This is a genomic window from Micromonospora sp. NPDC048887, from assembly GCF_040649715.1.
Taxonomy (GTDB): domain Bacteria; phylum Actinomycetota; class Actinomycetes; order Mycobacteriales; family Micromonosporaceae; genus Micromonospora.
Genome location: NZ_JBEZGA010000001.1, coordinates 517659 through 534535, shown reverse-complemented (window position 1 = coordinate 534535; position 16877 = coordinate 517659). Strand labels below are relative to the sequence as shown.

18 protein-coding genes and 2 tRNA genes are annotated in these 16877 nt (G+C 73.3%); 10 read left to right on the top strand and 10 right to left on the bottom strand.

The features are described 5' to 3' along the window. Positions 1 to 104: 104 nt before the first annotated feature. Positions 105 to 1172: an LCP family protein gene (locus tag AB0C17_RS02540; protein ID WP_357466973.1), complete on the bottom strand. Its 1068-nt coding sequence runs from the start codon at positions 1170 to 1172 to the stop codon at positions 105 to 107. Between the two features lie 138 nt (positions 1173 to 1310). On the opposite strand from AB0C17_RS02540, the gene AB0C17_RS02535 reads away from it, so the two are divergent. Then, on the top strand, positions 1311 to 2336 hold the full coding sequence (locus AB0C17_RS02535; protein ID WP_357385919.1) for an expansin EXLX1 family cellulose-binding protein: 1026 nt from the start codon (positions 1311 to 1313) through the stop codon (positions 2334 to 2336). Positions 2337 to 2460: 124 nt separating this feature from the next. Here AB0C17_RS02535 and AB0C17_RS02530 read toward each other — a convergent pair whose 3' ends face one another. The 3 genes from AB0C17_RS02530 to bcp all read right to left on the bottom strand — a co-directional run bounded on the left by AB0C17_RS02530 (position 2461) and on the right by bcp (position 3752). Then, entirely contained in the window at positions 2461 to 2979 is a 519-nt protein-coding gene (locus AB0C17_RS02530; RefSeq protein ID WP_357466981.1) for a GNAT family N-acetyltransferase, read from the bottom strand. Between the two features lie 74 nt (positions 2980 to 3053). Beyond that, positions 3054 to 3129 (bottom strand) — tRNA-Leu (locus AB0C17_RS02525). A 152-nt stretch (positions 3130 to 3281) separates the two neighbouring features. Next, complete coding sequence (bcp, locus tag AB0C17_RS02520; protein WP_357385915.1) at positions 3282 to 3752, bottom strand: thioredoxin-dependent thiol peroxidase; 471 nt, start codon at positions 3750 to 3752, stop codon at positions 3282 to 3284. Positions 3753 to 3875: 123 nt separating this feature from the next. Here bcp and AB0C17_RS02515 point away from each other — a divergent pair, with 123 nt between their 5' ends. Genes AB0C17_RS02515 through AB0C17_RS02500 form a run of 4 tightly spaced genes read left to right on the top strand, consistent with a single transcriptional unit; the run spans position 3876 to position 6563 of the window. After that, positions 3876 to 4595: an energy-coupling factor ABC transporter permease gene (locus AB0C17_RS02515; RefSeq protein WP_357385913.1), complete on the top strand. Its 720-nt coding sequence runs from the start codon at positions 3876 to 3878 to the stop codon at positions 4593 to 4595. Further along, positions 4592 to 5032, top strand: coding sequence for a PDGLE domain-containing protein (locus tag AB0C17_RS02510; protein ID WP_357476322.1), 441 nt, complete (start codon positions 4592 to 4594; stop codon positions 5030 to 5032). The genes AB0C17_RS02515 and AB0C17_RS02510 overlap by 4 nt, the downstream gene beginning before the upstream one ends. Positions 5033 to 5034: 2 nt before the next feature. Further along, a complete protein-coding gene (gene cbiQ, locus AB0C17_RS02505; protein ID WP_357385909.1) occupies positions 5035 to 5805 on the top strand; it encodes a cobalt ECF transporter T component CbiQ in 771 nt (256 codons plus the stop codon). Beyond that, on the top strand, positions 5802 to 6563 hold the full coding sequence (locus AB0C17_RS02500; protein WP_357476320.1) for an ABC transporter ATP-binding protein: 762 nt from the start codon (positions 5802 to 5804) through the stop codon (positions 6561 to 6563). The genes cbiQ and AB0C17_RS02500 overlap by 4 nt, the downstream gene beginning before the upstream one ends. A 139-nt stretch (positions 6564 to 6702) precedes the next feature. Here the strand turns inward: AB0C17_RS02500 and AB0C17_RS02495 are convergent, their stop codons facing one another. Genes AB0C17_RS02495 through AB0C17_RS02480 form a run of 4 tightly spaced genes read right to left on the bottom strand, consistent with a single transcriptional unit; the run spans position 6703 to position 9630 of the window. After that, a complete protein-coding gene (locus tag AB0C17_RS02495; protein ID WP_357476318.1) occupies positions 6703 to 7791 on the bottom strand; it encodes a hypothetical protein in 1089 nt (362 codons plus the stop codon). Next, positions 7788 to 8504 (bottom strand): thioredoxin domain-containing protein, encoded by a 717-nt coding sequence (locus AB0C17_RS02490; protein ID WP_357476316.1) that lies wholly within the window; start codon positions 8502 to 8504, stop codon positions 7788 to 7790. Before AB0C17_RS02490 ends, AB0C17_RS02495 begins: the two co-directional genes overlap by 4 nt. Next, entirely contained in the window at positions 8491 to 9024 is a 534-nt protein-coding gene (locus tag AB0C17_RS02485; RefSeq protein ID WP_357476314.1) for a MauE/DoxX family redox-associated membrane protein, read from the bottom strand. The genes AB0C17_RS02490 and AB0C17_RS02485 overlap by 14 nt, the downstream gene beginning before the upstream one ends. A gap of 30 nt (positions 9025 to 9054) precedes the next feature. Beyond that, a complete protein-coding gene (locus tag AB0C17_RS02480; RefSeq protein WP_357476312.1) occupies positions 9055 to 9630 on the bottom strand; it encodes a sigma-70 family RNA polymerase sigma factor in 576 nt (191 codons plus the stop codon). Positions 9631 to 9851: 221 nt separating this feature from the next. On the opposite strand from AB0C17_RS02480, the gene AB0C17_RS02475 reads away from it, so the two are divergent. The 3 genes from AB0C17_RS02475 to AB0C17_RS02465 all read left to right on the top strand — a co-directional run bounded on the left by AB0C17_RS02475 (position 9852) and on the right by AB0C17_RS02465 (position 13263). Continuing rightward, positions 9852 to 11519, top strand: coding sequence for a copper resistance protein CopC (locus AB0C17_RS02475; RefSeq protein ID WP_357385898.1), 1668 nt, complete (start codon positions 9852 to 9854; stop codon positions 11517 to 11519). Positions 11520 to 11533: 14 nt separating this feature from the next. Further along, complete coding sequence (locus AB0C17_RS02470; protein ID WP_357476310.1) at positions 11534 to 12268, top strand: YcnI family protein; 735 nt, start codon at positions 11534 to 11536, stop codon at positions 12266 to 12268. 143 nt (positions 12269 to 12411) lie between these two features. After that, entirely contained in the window at positions 12412 to 13263 is an 852-nt protein-coding gene (locus AB0C17_RS02465) for a hypothetical protein (protein ID WP_357385894.1), read from the top strand. A gap of 101 nt (positions 13264 to 13364) precedes the next feature. Here the strand turns inward: AB0C17_RS02465 and AB0C17_RS02460 are convergent, their stop codons facing one another. After that, a complete protein-coding gene (locus tag AB0C17_RS02460; RefSeq protein ID WP_357385892.1) occupies positions 13365 to 14660 on the bottom strand; it encodes a glycosyltransferase 87 family protein in 1296 nt (431 codons plus the stop codon). A 74-nt stretch (positions 14661 to 14734) separates the two neighbouring features. Between AB0C17_RS02460 and orn the strand changes: the two genes are divergently transcribed. Together orn and AB0C17_RS02450 are read left to right on the top strand one after the other, a co-directional pair. Beyond that, complete coding sequence (gene orn, locus AB0C17_RS02455; protein WP_013474266.1) at positions 14735 to 15325, top strand: oligoribonuclease; 591 nt, start codon at positions 14735 to 14737, stop codon at positions 15323 to 15325. 90 nt (positions 15326 to 15415) lie between these two features. Further along, positions 15416 to 15491, top strand: a tRNA-His gene (locus tag AB0C17_RS02450). Between the two features lie 46 nt (positions 15492 to 15537). On the opposite strand, the gene AB0C17_RS02445 is transcribed toward AB0C17_RS02450, so the two are convergent. Beyond that, the gene (locus AB0C17_RS02445; protein ID WP_357385889.1) at positions 15538 to 16839 is read right to left on the bottom strand and encodes an Ig-like domain-containing protein; all 1302 of its coding nucleotides are present in this window, start codon (positions 16837 to 16839) and stop codon (positions 15538 to 15540) included. Between the last annotated feature and the right edge of the window lie 38 nt (positions 16840 to 16877).

Here is a 16877-nt window from a genome sequence, read left to right as displayed (position 1 = left end):
ATCCTTCCCCGTGACGCCCCCGGCCCGGATACAGAGACCGACGGCGATCGCAGGATACGAGCGGCCCCGCCCCGCCGCCAGCACCGGCATGGCAGATCGACGTCCTACTTTCCGCTGACGGCGAGGATCTCGGGGACCGAGTCGCGGCGGACGGCGTCGAACAGCGTCTTCGAGCGCGCCGGATCGGGGAACACGACACTCTCGCTGCCGACCCGGCCCGTCCCCTTCACCGGGCAGGTGAAGAACGTCAGGTTGCCGCCGCGCAGGCCGCGCATCTCCATCGCGAGATCCACAAGCGACAGTGACTTGTCGACGGCCACGGAGTCGGACGTGGCGCGGACGAACGAGTTGAGCTTGGCCGGGTTGGTCAGCACGCCACCCGACGCGGCCTTGTCCAGGATCGCCTTGATCACCTGCTGCTGGTGGCGGATGCGCGCGAAGTCGCCGTCGGGGAAGGCGTGCCGCTCCCGCGCGTAGTCCAGCGCGGCGGCGCCGTCCATGGTCTGCCGGCCCTGCTTGAACGTCCGCGTGCCGATCAGCGAGTACTTCGTGGTGAAGCCTTTCTCCACGTCGATCTCGACACCGCCGAGCGCGTCGATGATCTCCTTGAATCCGGCGAAGTCGACCATCGTCACGTTGTCCACACGTACGCCGCTGAACTTCTCCACCGTCTGCACCATCAGTGGCACGCCGCCCCAGGCGTACGCGGCGTTGATCTTCGCGTCGCGGCCGCCGCGGCCCTCCTTCGACTTCGGGATCGCCGTCCAGGTGTCCCGGGGGATCGAGATGAGCTGGGCGCTCGCCCGGTCCTTCGGCAGGTGGGCCAGGATGATCGTGTCGCTGCGCGAGCCGCCGGTGCTCTCCGGGTCGCGGGAGTCGCTGCCCAGAATCATGATGTTCATCGCGCCCTTGGCCTCGACCTGTGGCCGCGACTCCTCCGGTACGCCCTCGAAGGCGTCGACCCGCTCGATGGACTTGTCGACCGAGCGGTAGTAGAGGCCACCGGCCACTGCGGTGCCGCCGGTGAGCAGCACCGCGACGAGCAGCACGATCAGGGCGATCCGCCGGCCCCGGCGGCGCCGGGGCGCCTTCTCCTCCGCCGGCGCGCCCGGCTCCACGTCGGAGCCCTGCGAACGCGCGTCGGGGTCGGTGAGCTGGTGGCGATCGGACATGCCGCGATGCTACTGAGTCGCGTCGTACCGTGTGGACCCGCGCGGGAGCGTGTCGCCCCCGCCTGCGCGCCGCGCCCGGATTAGCTTTCGCTTAGCTCGCTTGTCCGGCGGCTCGCCGGTCCGGCAGCATCGACCGGCGTGACCGACGGCACCCCACCCCACCCGCCGACCACCGGCGACGCGCCCGGATCCGCGGCCCCGGACGGCCGGCGCCGCACCGCCACCGGCCGCCACCGGCTCGCCGCCGCCGGTCTCGTCGCCGTCGCCGCCGCGGTCGCGGTGACCCTCGCGGTACGCGGTGGCGCCGCCCCCGCCTGCGCCGCACCGCCTCCGCGCGCCGCAATGGCACCAGTGGCCGCTCTCCCGCCCGGCGCCGCCCTGCCGGTGGCCGCCGCTCCGCCCGTCGGCGGCGCGACGCACAGCGGCAAGGCCACCTTCTACGACTCCGAGGGCGCCGGCGGCAACTGCTCCCGGCCCGCGGCGCCCACCGACCGGATGTACGTCGCGCTCGGCCCGGGCGAGTACGCCTCCGGCGCCTCCTGCGGCGGGTTCCTCGACGTCACCGGCCCGCGTGGCACGGTCCGGGTGCTGGTGATGGACCAGTGCCCCGAGTGCGCGCCGGGTCACCTCGACCTCTCCGCCGAGGCGTTCGCCCGGATCGCCGATCCGGTGCGGGGCGTGGTGAAGGTCACCTACCGCGCGGTGGTGAACCCGTCGCTGCCCGGGCCGCTCACCTTCCGGATGAAGGAGGGCTCCTCGCAGTGGTGGTTCGCCGTCCTGGTCGGCGACCACGGCAATCCACTGCGCTCGGTCGAGGTGCGGCAGAACGGCTCGTGGCGTACGGCGCAGCGGCAGGACTACAACTACTGGCTGATCGAATCGGGGGCCGGACCCGGCCCGTACGAGATCCGGGTCACCGACGTGTACGGCCACCGCGCGACAGCCGCCGGCATCCGGATGCTCCCCGGTCAGGTGCAGCGCGGCACGGCCCGCATGTACGGCGCGAAACCCGCAGCCCGTACCCCCGCCCCGAAGAAGCCGAGCCCCACACCCACCCCCAGCCGGACCCCCACCCCTTCCCTGACGACGACGCCTTCGTCCTCCAGCCCCGCCCCAGCCGGCACGGCCCCCCTCGTGCAGGCAGCCCCCGCCCCCTGCTCCTGACCCCGCCCCACCCTCGCCTCGCGTTGATCTTGCACTTGCGGCCCTTGTTCTGCCCTGGATGTGGCTTTTGCGGGGGCGGAAAGTGCAAGATCGACGAGGTGGGGTGGGTGGGGGGGCGGCGGGGTCAGGGGAGGGGGAGCCACATGAGGATCTCGTCGCGGGCGTCGGTGGGGGACAGGCGCAGCGCGGCGGGGAGGCGGCCGACCTCGCGGTAGCCGAGGCGCTTGTAGAAGCCGTCCAGGCCGAGGCCGTCGCGGACCGTCACGTGCAGCGCCGCCAGGCCGAGCCCTCGGGCGATCCGCTCGGCCTCGCGCATCAGCGCCGCGCCGTGGCCGCGCCCCTGCGTGCCGGGGTGCACCATGACGCGCTTGAGCACCCGCCAGTGCGTCTTGAGGTGGAACCGGTTGTCGGCGATGATCAGGACCGCCACCAGTCGGCCGCCCTCGTAGCCGGCGAGCAGCCGGTCCGGCCCGTCCGCGATCTCGTCGAGCGTCGAGGTGGCGAGCGGGCGCACGTCGTCGGCCGTCACCGGGGCGACGAAGCCGACGGCGCCGCCGGCGTTCGTCACGTCCACCCAGAGCGCGACGATCTGTTCGCGCAGCTCAGGGGTCAGGTCGGGGTCGAGTACGAAGCGCAGGTCCACGCCCGTAATCCTGCGCGCGGCAGTGCGGCCGGGACCCGCGTTCGTGACCTTCGTGACAGTCGCCGGTGGACGAATGGTAGGGCCGGCGGGATTCGAACCCGCACTGGTGCGGACCTAAACCGCATGCCTCTGCCGTTGGGCTACGGCCCCTCCATGGTGAACACCGTAGTCCTCCACGGCCGTTGCGGCCGACGCGGCGGGCGCCCGCGATCGGAAGCCGGGCGGAAGCCGGTCGGTGTCACAGCCTCCGGATCGTAGACCACATCCGGAGCCACCGAGGCCGGCCCGCCCGCGCGTACGGCTCAGTCGAGGCCGAGATCCCGGCGCAGCTTGGCGACGTGGCCGGTGGCCCGCACGTTGTAGAACGCGTGCTCGATCTTGCCGTCCTCGTCCACCACGAACGTCGAACGGATCACGCCGGTGACCGTGCGGCCGTACATCTGCTTCTCGCCGAACGCGCCGTACGCGGTCAGCACCGCCTTGTCCTCGTCGGAGACCAGCGGGAACGTGATGGCGTCCCGGTCGCGGAACTTGGCGAGCTTGGCCGGCTTGTCCGGCGAGACGCCCACCACCTCGTATCCGGCGGCCTGGAGCGAGGCGAGGGAGTCCCGGAAGTCACACGCCTGCTTCGTGCAGCCGGGCGTCATGGCGGCCGGGTAGGCGTACAGAATGACCTTGCGGCCGCGCAGGCCGGCCAGGGACAGCGTGCCGCCGTCGTCGGTGGGCAGGGTGAAGTCGGGGGCGGGGTCGCCGGGCTTGAGGCGGTCGGTCATGGCGGTGACGATACCGCCGGGCCGGTACGGCCGGCCGACGGCGACGCGCGGGCGCGGTGACGGCCATCATGAGGTTGTTGCAAGATATTGGCAACAGCGCCTTCCTGGAAATACGCTGAGCGCGTGGACACCCTGGCGATGCACATCTCCAACGGGATCATCAACGGTCCGGTCGCCGCGATCTTCGCGGCTCTCGCCCTCGCCGCGCTCGCCTTCTGCGTGCTGCGGGGCCGAGCCGACCTCGACGACCGGCTGGCCCCGATGGCCGGTCTGGTGGCGGCGTTCATCTTCGCCGTGCAGATGCTCAACTTCCCGATCTTCACCGCCGGGGTCAGCGGACACCTGCTCGGCGGCGCGCTCGCCGCGCTGCTCGTCGGGCCCTGGGTCGGCGCGCTCTGCGTCGCCGTGGTGCTGATCGTGCAGGCGCTGGTCTTCGGTGACGGCGGGGTGGCGATGCTCGGCCTCAACATCACCAACATGGCGCTGCTCGGCACCGCCGCCGCGTACCTGCTGGTCGCGCTGCTGCTGCGGGTGCTGCCGCGTACCCCGGCCGGGCTGGCGGTCACCGCGTTCGTCTCCGCGCTCGTCAGCGTCGTGGTCGCGTCCCAGGGATTCGTCTTCCAGTACTGGCTGGGCGGCACCACCGACCTCGGCGGCAACCTCGCCGGCCTGGCCGGCACCATGGCCTTCGCCCACCTGCTCATCGGCATCGGCGAGGGCCTGATCACCGCGACCACGGTGGTCACCGTCGCGAAGGTCCGGCCCGATCTGGTGTACGCGCTGCGCGCCCTCAAGCCGGCCACGCCGGCTCCCGCCGTCCCGGTCGCCGGAGGTGCCCGATGAACAAGCGTCACTGGCCGTTCCTGCTCGGCGGCCTGCTGGTGGCACTGGTGCTTGCCGGCGTGGTGAGCAACTACGCCTCGTCGCACCCGGACGGGCTCGACTCGTCGCTGCTCAAGGGCTGCACGGTGAACGCCGACGACGAGATCACCGGCGGCAGCTGCCCGGCCCAGCAGGCGAAGGACCACGAGCTGGCGGACAGCCCGCTGGCCGACTACGGCGTACGCGGGATCGGCAATGACTTCGTCTCCACCGGCCTGTCCGGCGTGCTCGGCGTGCTGCTCACCTTCGCGTTCGGCGGCGGCCTGTTCTGGCTGGCCCGCCGCCGCGGCCCCGCCACGCCCGCCGCGCCCGCCGCGCCCGCCGCGACTACCTCCCCGAACACGGCGAGCGCCGACGCGGCGGACGGGGCCGCGACCCCGTCCAGCGGCACCCGCTGAGCATGGGTGCCGGGCACGCGCACGTGCTTTACCGCGAGTCCGGCTCGCCGGTGCACCGCCTCCCGCCGGAGGTGAAGATCGCCGCGATGGTGCTGTTCACCATCGCGGTGGTGGCCACGCCCCGGGAGGCATACTGGGCCTTCGGCGGGTACGCGCTCCTGGTCGCCGTGGTGGCCGCGCTGGCCCGGGTCGGCCCGCGCTGGCTGCTCAGCCGGGCGCTCATCGAGCTGCCGTTCGTGCTGTTCGCGTTCGCGCTGCCGTTCCTCGGCGCCGGGGAGCGGGTCGAGGTGGCCGGGCTCGCCCTGTCCGTCGACGGGCTGCACGGCGCGTTCAACATCCTCGCCAAGGGCACGCTCGGCGTACTCGCGTCGCTCCTGCTGGCGGCGACCACGACGACGCGTGACCTGCTGCTCGGCCTGGACCGGCTGCGGTGCCCGCAGATCCTCACCCAGATCGCCACGTTCATGCTGCGCTATCTGGAGGTGCTCGTCGGCGAGGCCCGGCGCATGCGGGTGGCCCGGGTGTCGCGCGGGGACGACCCACGCTTCCTGTGGCAGTTGCGCGGCTTCGCGGCCGGGGTCGGCACGCTGTTCCTGCGCGCGTTCGAGCGCGGCGAGCGGGTCTATCTGGCGATGCTCTCCCGCGGCTACACCGGCCGGATGCCGGCGGTGTGGCAGGGGGCCGGCGCGGCCACCGCCGGCCAGTGGGCGGCCGCCGCGACGGTGCCGGCGATCGCGGCCACCATCGCCGCCGTCGCGCTCGTCCTGCAATGATCGGGTACGTGCGGCAGCCACCCTCCCTGAACGTCGACGGCGTCCGGTACGCGTACCCGGACGGTCACGTCGCCCTGCACGGCGTGGACCTGACCGTGTCGCGCGGCGAGCGGGTGGCGCTGCTCGGGCCCAACGGTGCCGGCAAGACGACGCTCGTGCTGCACCTCAACGGCATCCTCACCCCCACCGAGGGCACGGTGAGCGTCGGCGGCCTGACCGTCACCCGCGACCGGGACACGCTGGCCGAGGTGCGCCGCCGTGTCGGCATCGTCTTCCAGGACCCGGACGACCAGCTCTTCCTGCCCACTGTCGCCGAGGACGTCGCGTTCGGCCCGGCCAACCTGGGCCTGCGCGGCACCGAGCTGACCGCCCGGGTCGACGAGGCGCTCGCCGCGGTGGGGATGAGCGAGCACCGGGACCGCGCGCCGCACCACCTGTCGTTCGGGCAGCGGCGCCGGGTGGCGGTGGCGACGGTGCTCGCCATGCGCCCGGAGATCCTGGTGCTGGACGAGCCGTCGTCGAACCTCGACCCGGCCGCCCGGCGGGAGCTTGCCGAGATCCTGCGCGCCCTGCCGGTGACGCTGCTCATGGTCACGCACGACCTGCCGTACGCGGCCGAGCTGTGCCCCCGCTCGGTGATCCTGGACGGCGGCCGGATCGTCGCCGACGCCCCCACCGCAGAACTCCTGTCCGACGAGGCGCTGCTGGCCGCCCACCGCCTGGAGCTCCCCTACGGCTTCGCCCCCCGCCCCTCCTGACCCGAGCCGTCCCTCCCCCCGCCCCACCCCGTCTGCGGCGATCTTGCACTTTCTGCCCGGGCAGAAAGTGCGAAAGCCGCACCCGAGGGGCAGCAACTGCAAGATCGCGGGGCCAGACCCGGGGGAGGGGCGGCTCGGGTCAGGGCACGGGGGCTGGGTGCGGGGTGGGGCGGGCTGCTCTTGCGGCGGTGCGCAGGCGCAGCAGGCCTGCCGCCACCGCGCCGGCGCCTGTGGCCAGGCCGACCACCACCAGCACCCGGACCAGCACCGCCGGGCCGGCGGCCGGTGGGATCGCGCGGGACAGCGCGGCCAGGTTCGTCGCCCCGGCGAACAGCGTGAGGCAGGCGCCGGCGAGCGCCAGCACGAAGTCGGCGGCCGGGCGGCGGGCCAGCGCGTACCCGCCCGCGGCGAGCGCGCCGAGCCCGGTGAGCAGCGTCCAGATCTGCCCGGTGACCAGCTCGGCGAGCGTCCCACCGACGCCGGGAGCGCCGGTGTCCAGCGCGCGGGCGACGGTGAGCGCCACAGTGGCGGCGCCGCCCAGGGCGAGCAGCGCGCCGACCGCGCGCAGCGCCCGCACTCCGGCGGCGGTGCCGCCCGGAGCCAGCCCCGCCGCGCCGATCAGCAGGAAGCCCAGCGTGGCGGCCACCCACCAGGGGTACGGGTCGGGTGGCGGCACCCAGTCCAGCGTGCCGCGTACGGCTCCGGTGGTGTCACCGGCGCGCAACGGCACCGTCCAGTCGCGTACCCGGTGTTCCCGGTCCGGGTCGGCGGCGACGGCGGCCGGCGGGGCGTCGTCGCGCCACAGCGTGCGCTGGTCGTGCCAGCGGGCTGTCGGTCCGTCGTCGATCCGGCGCCAGTCCGGCGCGGCGGCCGGGTTCGCCTCGGCCGGCAGCCGGGTCTCGCCGGCCAGCGTCCGGTTCAGATACGTGGCGGGGGAGCGGGTGTTCTCGTACACGCCGCCCGGGCCGATGCGCAGGTACGGTTCACCGGAGTAGCCGAGCACCGTCACGTCGGCGGCGGTGTCGTTCGTCAGCTCCAGCCGCGCGCCGGCCTCCACCATGCGTGCGGTGAGGCCGGGGCGGTCCGGGTCGACGCCGCTGATCGTGGCGCGGTAGTCGGTGCCGTCGGGCGCGTCCGCGCCGTGTGCGGCGGCCGGGCCGGCGAGTGTGAGCAGTGCGGTGGCCGCGACGGCGAGCACCAGCGCGGCCCGGCGCAGGGGTGCGATCACTTGCCGGCCGCCTCCACCGCTGCCTTGATCCCCTCGGGGCTGCGGTCCTGGAGCTCGCTGCCGTTGACCTTGATGGTCGGGGTGCTGGTCACGCCGGACTTGCTCGCCTCGTCGGTGACGTGCTCGGTCCACGACCGGTACGTGCCGTCGGAGACGCAGGACGCGAACTCGTCCCGGTTCAGCCCGACGCCCGCGCCGATGTCGACGAGTTCGTCGTTGCTGAGCCCGGCGCCGCCCTCCGGCGGCTGCTTGGCGAAGAGCTGCTCGGTGAACTCGCGGAACTTGCCGCCCTTGGCGGCGCAGCCGGAGGCAGCCGAGGAGCGGGTCGAGTATTCGGTGGTGGAGAAGCGGTTGAGGAACGCGACCGGGTGGAACACCAGCTTCGCCTTGCCGTCGGTGACGAGCTGGTTGAGCGTCTCGCCGTTGATCTGCTGGAACTGCTTGCAGGCCGGGCAGAGGTAGTCCTCGTACAGGTCGATGGTGACCGGTCCGGTGCCCTGCACGATGCCGGTGCCGGCGTCGTTGGCCCCGGGCGGGGCGGTGAACTCGTCGGACTTCTGGCTGGAGTAGGCGGCCCAGCCGATGCCACCGGCGATGACGAGCACCAGCACCGCGGCGATCGAGGTCCAGAGCGTCCGCTTGCGCCGCTTCTCCCGGGCGATCTGCTCGCGTACCACCCGGGCCGCGTCCCTGCGCCCCTTACGACTGCTCATCGTCGTCCTCCACCGTGTCGTCGCCCGCCAGCCACCCGTCCACCGAGAACGGGGTGCGGGGCCAGATCAGCAGGAACCCGGCGAGCGCCAGGAACCCGATGTCCCGGAGGATCTCCGGGAGGTAGCTGGGGGTCTGGCCGGCGGCGAGCTGGCCGCCGCTGCCGAAACACCCGCAGTCGATGGCCAGGCCACGGGCCCAGGCCGAGGCGATGCCGGCGACGAAGACCACCAGCAGCGCCGCGGAGACGCCCGCGCCGACCCGGGTGGCCAGCCCGACGAGCAGCAGTACGCCCAGGGCCAGCTCGACGAACGGCAGCGCCGCGCCGATCACGGTGGCCACGTCGTACGGCATCACCTGGTACGCGTTCACGGCCCGGCCGGAGGCAGCCAGGTCGCCGACCTTGGTGCCGCCGGCGATCAGCCACACGGCGGCGAGTCCGAGGCGGGCCGCGACGCCGAGCCAGGGGCGCAGGGCGTGCCAGCCGCCGGCCCGGGGGGAGGGGGAGGGGGTCACAGTCATTCGTCGTCCGAGCGTCACGAAAGGTTCCCGCTATCCGGCCAGCGTGTCGCCGACGGCGTCGACCAGCTCGTCGCGGGCCCGGGCCACCCGGGAGCGGATGGTGCCCACCGGCACCCCCTCCACGTCGGCGGCCTCGGCGTACGACAGGCCGAGCAACTGGGTGAGCACGAACGCGGAGCGCCGCTCGGCGGGCAGCCGGCGGACCAGGTCGGTGGCGCCGAGCTGGCCGGCCGGGTCCGGGTAGGGGCGGTCGGTGGCGGCCTGGGCGGCGAGCCGCGCGTCGAGCCGGCGGCGGCGCACCACAGTGCGCAGGTGGTCGGCGCAGGCCCGCCGGGCGATCCCGAGCAGCCAGGTACGCACGCTGGAGCGGCCCTCGAAGCCGGAGAGCGCCCGGAACGCCCGCAGGTACGTCTCCTGCGTCAGGTCGTCCGCGCTGTCCGGGTCGACGAGCGCGGCGGCGAAGCGCCACACCTCGGCCTGGGTGGCCCGGACGAAGGCGGCCTGCGCGTCGCGGTCCCCGTCGCGGGCGGCCAGCGCCCAGCCGGTGGCCGCGTCCCGAGCGGCGTCGGGGCGGTCGGCGGCGGTGTCGCGCGGGCCGGGGATCACGTCACCCGAGGTTACGCGGCGTACCCGGACGGGACAGGGTCCTTCGACCCATTCCGTGGTCCCGCACACGCCGGGAACTTTTTCCCGCCGCCGTCCGACTACCCACCCATGACATCCGAGCAGGCCCGGCGTGGCGCGTGCCGTCGAGGCGGCCGCGCGCCCGGCCACGCCCACCGGAGACCGGCTCGCCGGACCCGGCCCGGTTCGGGAACCATGGCGGCATGACTGCTGCCGTACGCCGCCCGTCCCGGGTCGTCGCCGCCCGCTCCGGTGCCGTCGCCGGGCTGCTGCTCCTGCTGGTCGCCCTGCTCCTCGTCCCGGCCACCCCGGCCGCCGCACACGCGGTCCTGGTGAGCAGCAGCCCGGCCGCCTCCGCCGTGGTTCCCGAGGCGCCCGCGCAAGTGGTGATCACGTTCAGTGAGGGCGTCCGCAAGGTGCCGGGGAAGGTACGGGTGATCGCCCCCGACGGCTCGCGCGCCGACCGCGGCGAACCGACCTTCCGGGGCGCCGAGGTCACCATCCCGGTGGACCCCTCCGGGGGGCGCGGCACCTACCTGGTGAGCTACCGGGTCATCTCGGCCGACAGCCACCCGGTCTCCGGCGCGTTCACCTACTCGGTCGGGGCGCCGTCCGAGCCGCCCACCGACAGCGGCTCGGACAACCGGGCGAACCCGGTGACCGAGACCGCGGTGAAGGTGGCGAAGTACGCCGGCTACGTCGGGTTGCTGCTGCTCGTCGGTCCGGCGCTGGTGCTGGCCGCGCTCTGGCCGGGCCGGCTCTCCCGCCGGGGGCCGGCGCGGCTGGCCTGGACCGGGCTGGGCCTGCTGGCGGTGGCGACGGTGGCCGAGGTGTGGCTCCAGGTGCCGTACGTCAACGGCGGCGGCCTGTTCGACGTGACCGGCTCCGGCCTGGGTGACGTGCTGGGCAGCGCCTACGGCACCACGCACCTGGTCCGGCTGGGCCTGCTCGCCGCCGCCGCGTTCCTGCTCCGGCCGCTGTTCGCCGGTCCGATCGGCCGTACCGACGGGATCATCCTGGCCGTCCTCGGCGGCGCGGCGCTGTTCACCTGGCCGCTGGCCGGGCACGCCGCGGCCTCGCCCGCGCCGGCGGTCTCCGTGATGGTGGACGCGGTGCACCTGGGCGGCATGGCGGTCTGGCTGGGCGGTCTGGTCATGCTCGCGGTGTTCCTGCTGCGCAGGGCCGACGAGCGCGAGCTGGACGCCATCCTGCCGATCTGGTCCCGGTGGGCCGCGCTCGCGGTGGCCGCGCTGCTGCTGGCCGGCACCGTGCAGGGGCTCATCGAGGTGGCCAGCCTGGGGGCGCTGTTCGACACCACGTACGGCCGGCTGCTGCTCGCCAAGATCGCGCTGTTCGCGTTGGTGATCGGCGTGGCCGCGTACTCCCGGGCGCTGGTGCGGCGGCGGGTGGCCGCCGGCCGGCCGGGCGCGATGCGGCGGGCCGTGGTGGCCGAGCTGGTGATCACGGCGGTGGTGCTTGGCGTGTCCGCGACGCTCGTGCAGACCACCCCGGCGCGCACCGCGACCGCGAATGTCGCCGGGGCCGAGCAGGGCTACTTCTCCGCCACGCTGAGCAGCCCGATCTACTCGCTGGAGGTCCAGTTCGACCCGGCCGAGACCGGGAACAACACGCTGCACCTGTACGCCTACACCAAGGACAGCCGCCCGCAGCCGGTGCAGGAGTGGAAGGTGACCGCCGCGCTGCCGTCGGCCGGGATCGAGCCGATCGCCGTCCCGCTGCTGCCGTTGAGCGACAACCACGCCACCGGCGAGGTCAACCTGCCGGCCCGAGGCGACTGGCAGTTGCGCATCACCGTCCGTACCACCGACATCGACCAGGCCACGGTGACCGCCACCGTGCCGATCAAGTAACGGAAGGTCCCCCCATGATCCGTCTCCGGCGTCCCGCGACAGTCGCCGCGTTGACCCTCGCCGCCGTCGCCACGGCCGTACTCGGCCTGGCCGGGCAAGCCTCGGCGCACGTCACGATCAACCCGGCCGAGGGCACACAGGGCGGCTACGGCCGGTTCGCGTTCCGGGTGCCGAACGAGAGCGACACGGCGTCGACAGTCAAGGTCGAGGTGAACCTGCCGGAGAACGCCCCGGTCGGCTCGGTCTCCACCATGCCGGTGCCGGGCTGGACGGTGGCGGTGGAGAAGCGCAAGGTCGACCCGCCGATCGAGGTGCACGGCAGCCAGCTCACCGAGGCGGTCTCCAAGCTGACCTTCACCGCCGCGCCCGGCGGCGGCGTGAAGCCGGGCGAGTTCCAGGAGTTCCCGGTGTCGATGGGCCCGCTCCCGCAGGCCGACACGATGGTGTTCAAGGTGCTCCAGACGTACTCCGACGGCAACGTCTCCCGGTGGATCGAGGAGCCCACGCCGGGCGCGGAGGAGCCGGAGAACCCGGCGCCGGTGCTGAAGCTGGCCGGGGCGGCGCCCGCCTCGCCGGGCGCGAGCGCGCCCGCTGCCGCCGCTGCCGCCGCTGACGACGACGATGACGACGAGGACTCCGGCGTGGCCACCGCCCTCGGTGTGGCGGGCCTGGTCGCCGGACTGGGCGGCCTGGCCCTGGGCGGTCTGGCGTTCGCGCGTACCCGGCGGGAGCCCGCCGCGACGTCGTAGCGAACGTGAGCGACGCACCGGCCCGGCGGACCGATCCGCCGGGCCGGTTGCCGTCCCGGGCCGGTGCTGCCGATATCCGGCGGTCGGCCGACGCGCGTCGGTAAGGTCGGCCGGGTATTCGGCTACCGAGAGGGACGACGCGAATGCGTTTCGTACGCACGATCGCCGGCATGGTGTTGCTGGCGCTTGGGGTTCCGGCGCTGCTGGCGGGCGGCGGCCTCTGGTTCGCCGCCCGGCACGCCGGCCCGGACGGCGGGTTCGACGCCCGGTTCGAGCCGGTCCGCACGCCCGCCCGGGCGGTGCTGGTGACCGACGTGGACGCGTTGCTGCGCGCCGACGCGCCGCTCGCCCGCACCGGTCAGGTCCGGCTGCGCCTGACCGCGCGGGACGACGGCGGCCCGGTCTTCCTCGGCCTGGCCCCGGCCGACCAGGTGCGACAGTGGCTGGCCGACGTCCCGCACAGCACCGTGCGCCGCGTCGCCGTCACCCGGGGCCCGCTACCTGTCGACCTCGACCCGGCCACCGCCGGTGCCGGCGACGTCGCGCCGATGACAGAGCCCTTCTGGGTACGCCAGGGCGTCGGCTCCCTGGAGTGGAGCCCGGCGGAACTGGCCGACCGGTCGTTGAGTCTGGTCGTGCTGCGCGTGGACGGTGCGGCCGGCCTCGACCTGCGGATGCGTGCCGAGCTGCGGGCCGGATGGTTCCCCGGGCTGGCGTGGGCGCTGCCGGCCGGCGGGACGCTGCTCGTGGTCCTCGCCGTCGTGCTGCTGCTGCGCCCGTTGCGGCCCCGTGAGGTGGTCTTCGTGGTCGAACCGGACCAGGTGCCGGTGCTGGCCGGTCGCCTCGGCGTCACCTCGCTGAGCGGGCTGGGCCGGCAGCCGGGCCCGGCGTCGCGCCCCGAGCGGCACCTGGTGGCAGTGGGCTCCGGGTGCGGCGGGCGGGGCCGCGCGGCGATCGCCGCACCGCCCGGCCGGTGCGAGGACCACGAGGACTGACGCGGAGAACCCGAACGGCCCTCCGCGCTGCCGACGCGGAGGGCCGTTCTCACCGGGGGATCGGTGCTACCTGGGAGAAAACTGAGGTAGTTGCGACCAGATTAGCGCTTATCGCCATTTGTTGCGAGATGTGTCCGTTCAGTCCGGGTCGTCGGCGACGCGTCCCGGTGATGACGGATCGGGAGCACCGCCAGCAACAGCAGGCTGAGCAGCACGTACAGGTTGCGGACGACGAAATCGACAGGGTCGTCGGTGTGCACGATGGCGGTGCCCCAGTCCTGGAACGACACCAGGCCGTACACGATCGGCAGGCCCACGACGGCCGTCAGCGCGAAGAGGCCGCCGCGACGGCGGGCCCCAGCGGGCGTCGCCGGATCGGCGTCCAACGCCGCGTCGACGAGCACCACCACGGCGGGGATGAACCAGTACAGGTGGTGGATCCAGGTGATCGGGCTGACCAGCCCGCCCACCAGGCCGGTCAGGGTGAGACCCACGAGCGCGTCCCCCGCCCGGGCCGCGCGCGCCGCCCGCCACAGGCCGAACGCGGCCACCGCCAGCGCGAGCATCAGCCACGGCAGCCGGCCCGCCTCGGCCGTCGGGGACAGGCGGCTGAGCAGTCCGAACAGCGACTGGTTGCCGGTGTAGTCGGTGCGGCCGACCCGGTCGGTGGTCCACAGTTCGTGGGTCCAGAACCGCCACGAGTCGCCCGGCGCGAGCGCCGCGGCCAGCAGCGTGGCCACCGCGGCGGTCACCGTGGCCACCGCCGCCGCCCGCCACTTGCGGGCGGCGAGCAGGTAGAGCACGAAGATGCCCGGGAAGAGCTTGAGCGCCGCGGCCAGCCCCACGCCCACACCGGCCCAGCGCCGACCCTGCGGTACGGCGAACAGCAGGTCACCGAGGATCAGCACCACGAGCAGCATGTTGATCTGCCCGAGCGTGAGCGTCTCCCGGGTGCTCTCCACCGCCAGCACCAGCAGCACGGCGACCGTCAGGCCGAACCCGCGCGGGAGGTCGTGGCGCCGCAGCACCGGCAGCACCAGCCAGCGGGTGGTCACCACCACGGCGGCCACGGTCAGCACCGCGAACGCGGCGACAGCCACACCGAGCCGCAGGTACCCGAACGGGGCCAGCAGCAGCGCCGCGAACGGCGGGTAGGTGAAGTAGAGCGCGCCCTGCACCCGGTCCGGCTGGACGTAGTCGTAGAGCGGATGCCCGGACGTCCACCAGTCCATCGCCGACATGTAGATCTTCTGGTCGTAGAAGTTGTGCCGCAGGTTGGGCAGGTAGAGCGCCGGCAGGATCGCGACGAGCGCCAGCACCGTCAGCACCCGGCGGGCCGTACGCGCGCCCGCGCCGTCACGGGCGACGGCGGGTGAGGCGACGGGTTCGGCTGGCACGCAGGAAACCCTAGCGGTCCACCTCGGCCGCCGGGCCGAGGCGCGGGCGGGTCGGCGGCGCGTAGTCTGTCCCGGTGGCTGATCTTCTCGTCTGGATCGACTGTGAGATGACCGGGCTCGACCTGCGGCGCGACGCCCTGATCGAGGTCGCCGCGCTCGTCACCGATCCCGACCTCAACGTGCTCGGTGACGGCGTCGACGTGGTGATCCACGCCGACGACGAGGCGCTCGACGGCATGCCGGAGATCGTGCGCACCATGCACGCCAAGTCCGGGCTCACCGAGGAGGTACGCCGCTCCACGGTGACGCTGGCCGAGGCCGAGGACATGGTGCTCGACTACGTGACCAGCTACGTGAAGGACCCCCGCACCGCGCCGCTGTGCGGCAACTCGATCGCCACCGACCGGGGTTTCCTGGCCCGCGACATGACCCGGCTCGACGCGCACCTGCACTACCGGATGATCGACGTGTCCTCGATCAAGGAGCTGTGCCGGCGCTGGTACCCGCGGGTGTACTTCGGGCAGCCGCAGAAGGGCCTGGCCCACCGGGCCCTCGCCGACATCCGGGAGAGCATCCGCGAGCTGGAGTACTACCGGCGGACCGTGTTCGTGCCGCTCCCGGGCCCGGACGTCGAGGCCGCGAAGGCGATCGCCGCCCAGCTCTGACGCCCGCGCCGAACCCGGTGGACGGGGCTGGCCGGAGTGTGGCTATGATTAGTCCGCGCACCGCCCCGGGCGACCGGAGCGGCGAGCATGGTGGCTGTAGCTCAGTTGGCAGAGCACCGGGTTGTGGTCCCGGTTGTCGTGGGTTCAATTCCCATCAGTCACCCCAAACACGAAGCCCCCTCCTCCGGGAGGGGGCTTCGTCGTGTGCGGGGTCAGGGGGTCGGCTCGACGCTCGGAGTGCCGGCGTCCGGCGTGGTGTCGTCCGACGGCGGCTCGTACGGCAGGGCGCTGCCCTTTACGTACTCGTCCCAGCTCATGTTCCAGTCGGTCCAGCCGTTGCCGTTCTGGAGCTTGCGCTCGGTGCCCTTGACGGTGATCGGGTCGCCGAGGCGGGTGTTGGCGAACAGCCAGTTGCCGTCCTTCATCGAGACGTTCACGCAGCCGTGCGACACGTTCGATCGGCCCTGCACGCCCTCGGACCAGGGCGCGGCGTGGATGAACTCGCCGCCCCAGGTGAGCCGCTGGGCGTAGTCGATCTCGGTGCGGTAGCCCTCCTCCGGGCCCAGCTCCTCCATGGTGTCGAAGACCGTGTGCCGGAGCTTCTCCATCACCACCATGGTGCCGCTGGAGGAGGGGGTGCTCTTCTTGCCCAGGCTCACCAGGATGGTCTTGACCACCTTGCCGTCACGCGTGACTGTCATCCGCTTGGTGCGGTTGTCGACAGTCATCACGAACGACGGGCCGATCTTCAGGTCGACGCTGAGGTCGGACCGGCCGTACCAGCCGCCGCCCAGCGGCAGGCCGCCCGCCTGCACCTTGTAGCTGACGGTGCTGTTGGGCTTCCAGAACGTCTTGGGCCGGTAACGCACCTCGGTCGGGCTCACCCAGTGCCAGATGCCCTCCTGGGCCGGCTTCGCGGTGACTGTCATCCGGCGCTGGATGTCGTCGCGGTAGTCCTCCGGGATGGCCCGGCCGAACTTCACGATCAGCGGCATGGCCACGCCCACGACCTGGTTGTCGCCGAGGAAGCTGGTGACCCGGATCTGCTTGGCCGGCTTCGCCATCGTGGTGAACGTGCTGGTGGCGGTGGCGGGCTTGCCGTCGTCGCCGGTCGCCGTCACGGTCGCCGTGTACGTCTGCCCGTACTCCAGGGCCGAGGACGGCAACCAGCTCTTGCCGTCCGAAGCGAGCGTGCCGTCGACGACCTTGCCGGCCGCGTCCTTCAGCTCGACAGTGGTCTCCTGCGCCTCGGTCGTGGTGAAGGTGACGCCGGTGGACGCGGGCACGTCCTTGGCGTCGGCGGCGGGCTCGCTGATGGTGGCCGCCGCCTTCGGGGCCTTCTCGCCGCCGTCGCTGTCGCCGCCGCCCTGCCAGCTCGACGGCTTGTCGCCGCCACCGCTGGTGCAGGCGGTCAGGGCCATCGCGGCGGCGAGCAGCCCGGCCGCCAGCGCACGGCGGCGCCCGACGCGTCGGGCGCTCACGCCCCGGATCGGTTCGTCCTGGCCAGCTCGCATGACTCCCTCACAAGGTGATGCCGTTCCCCGTCGTCTCT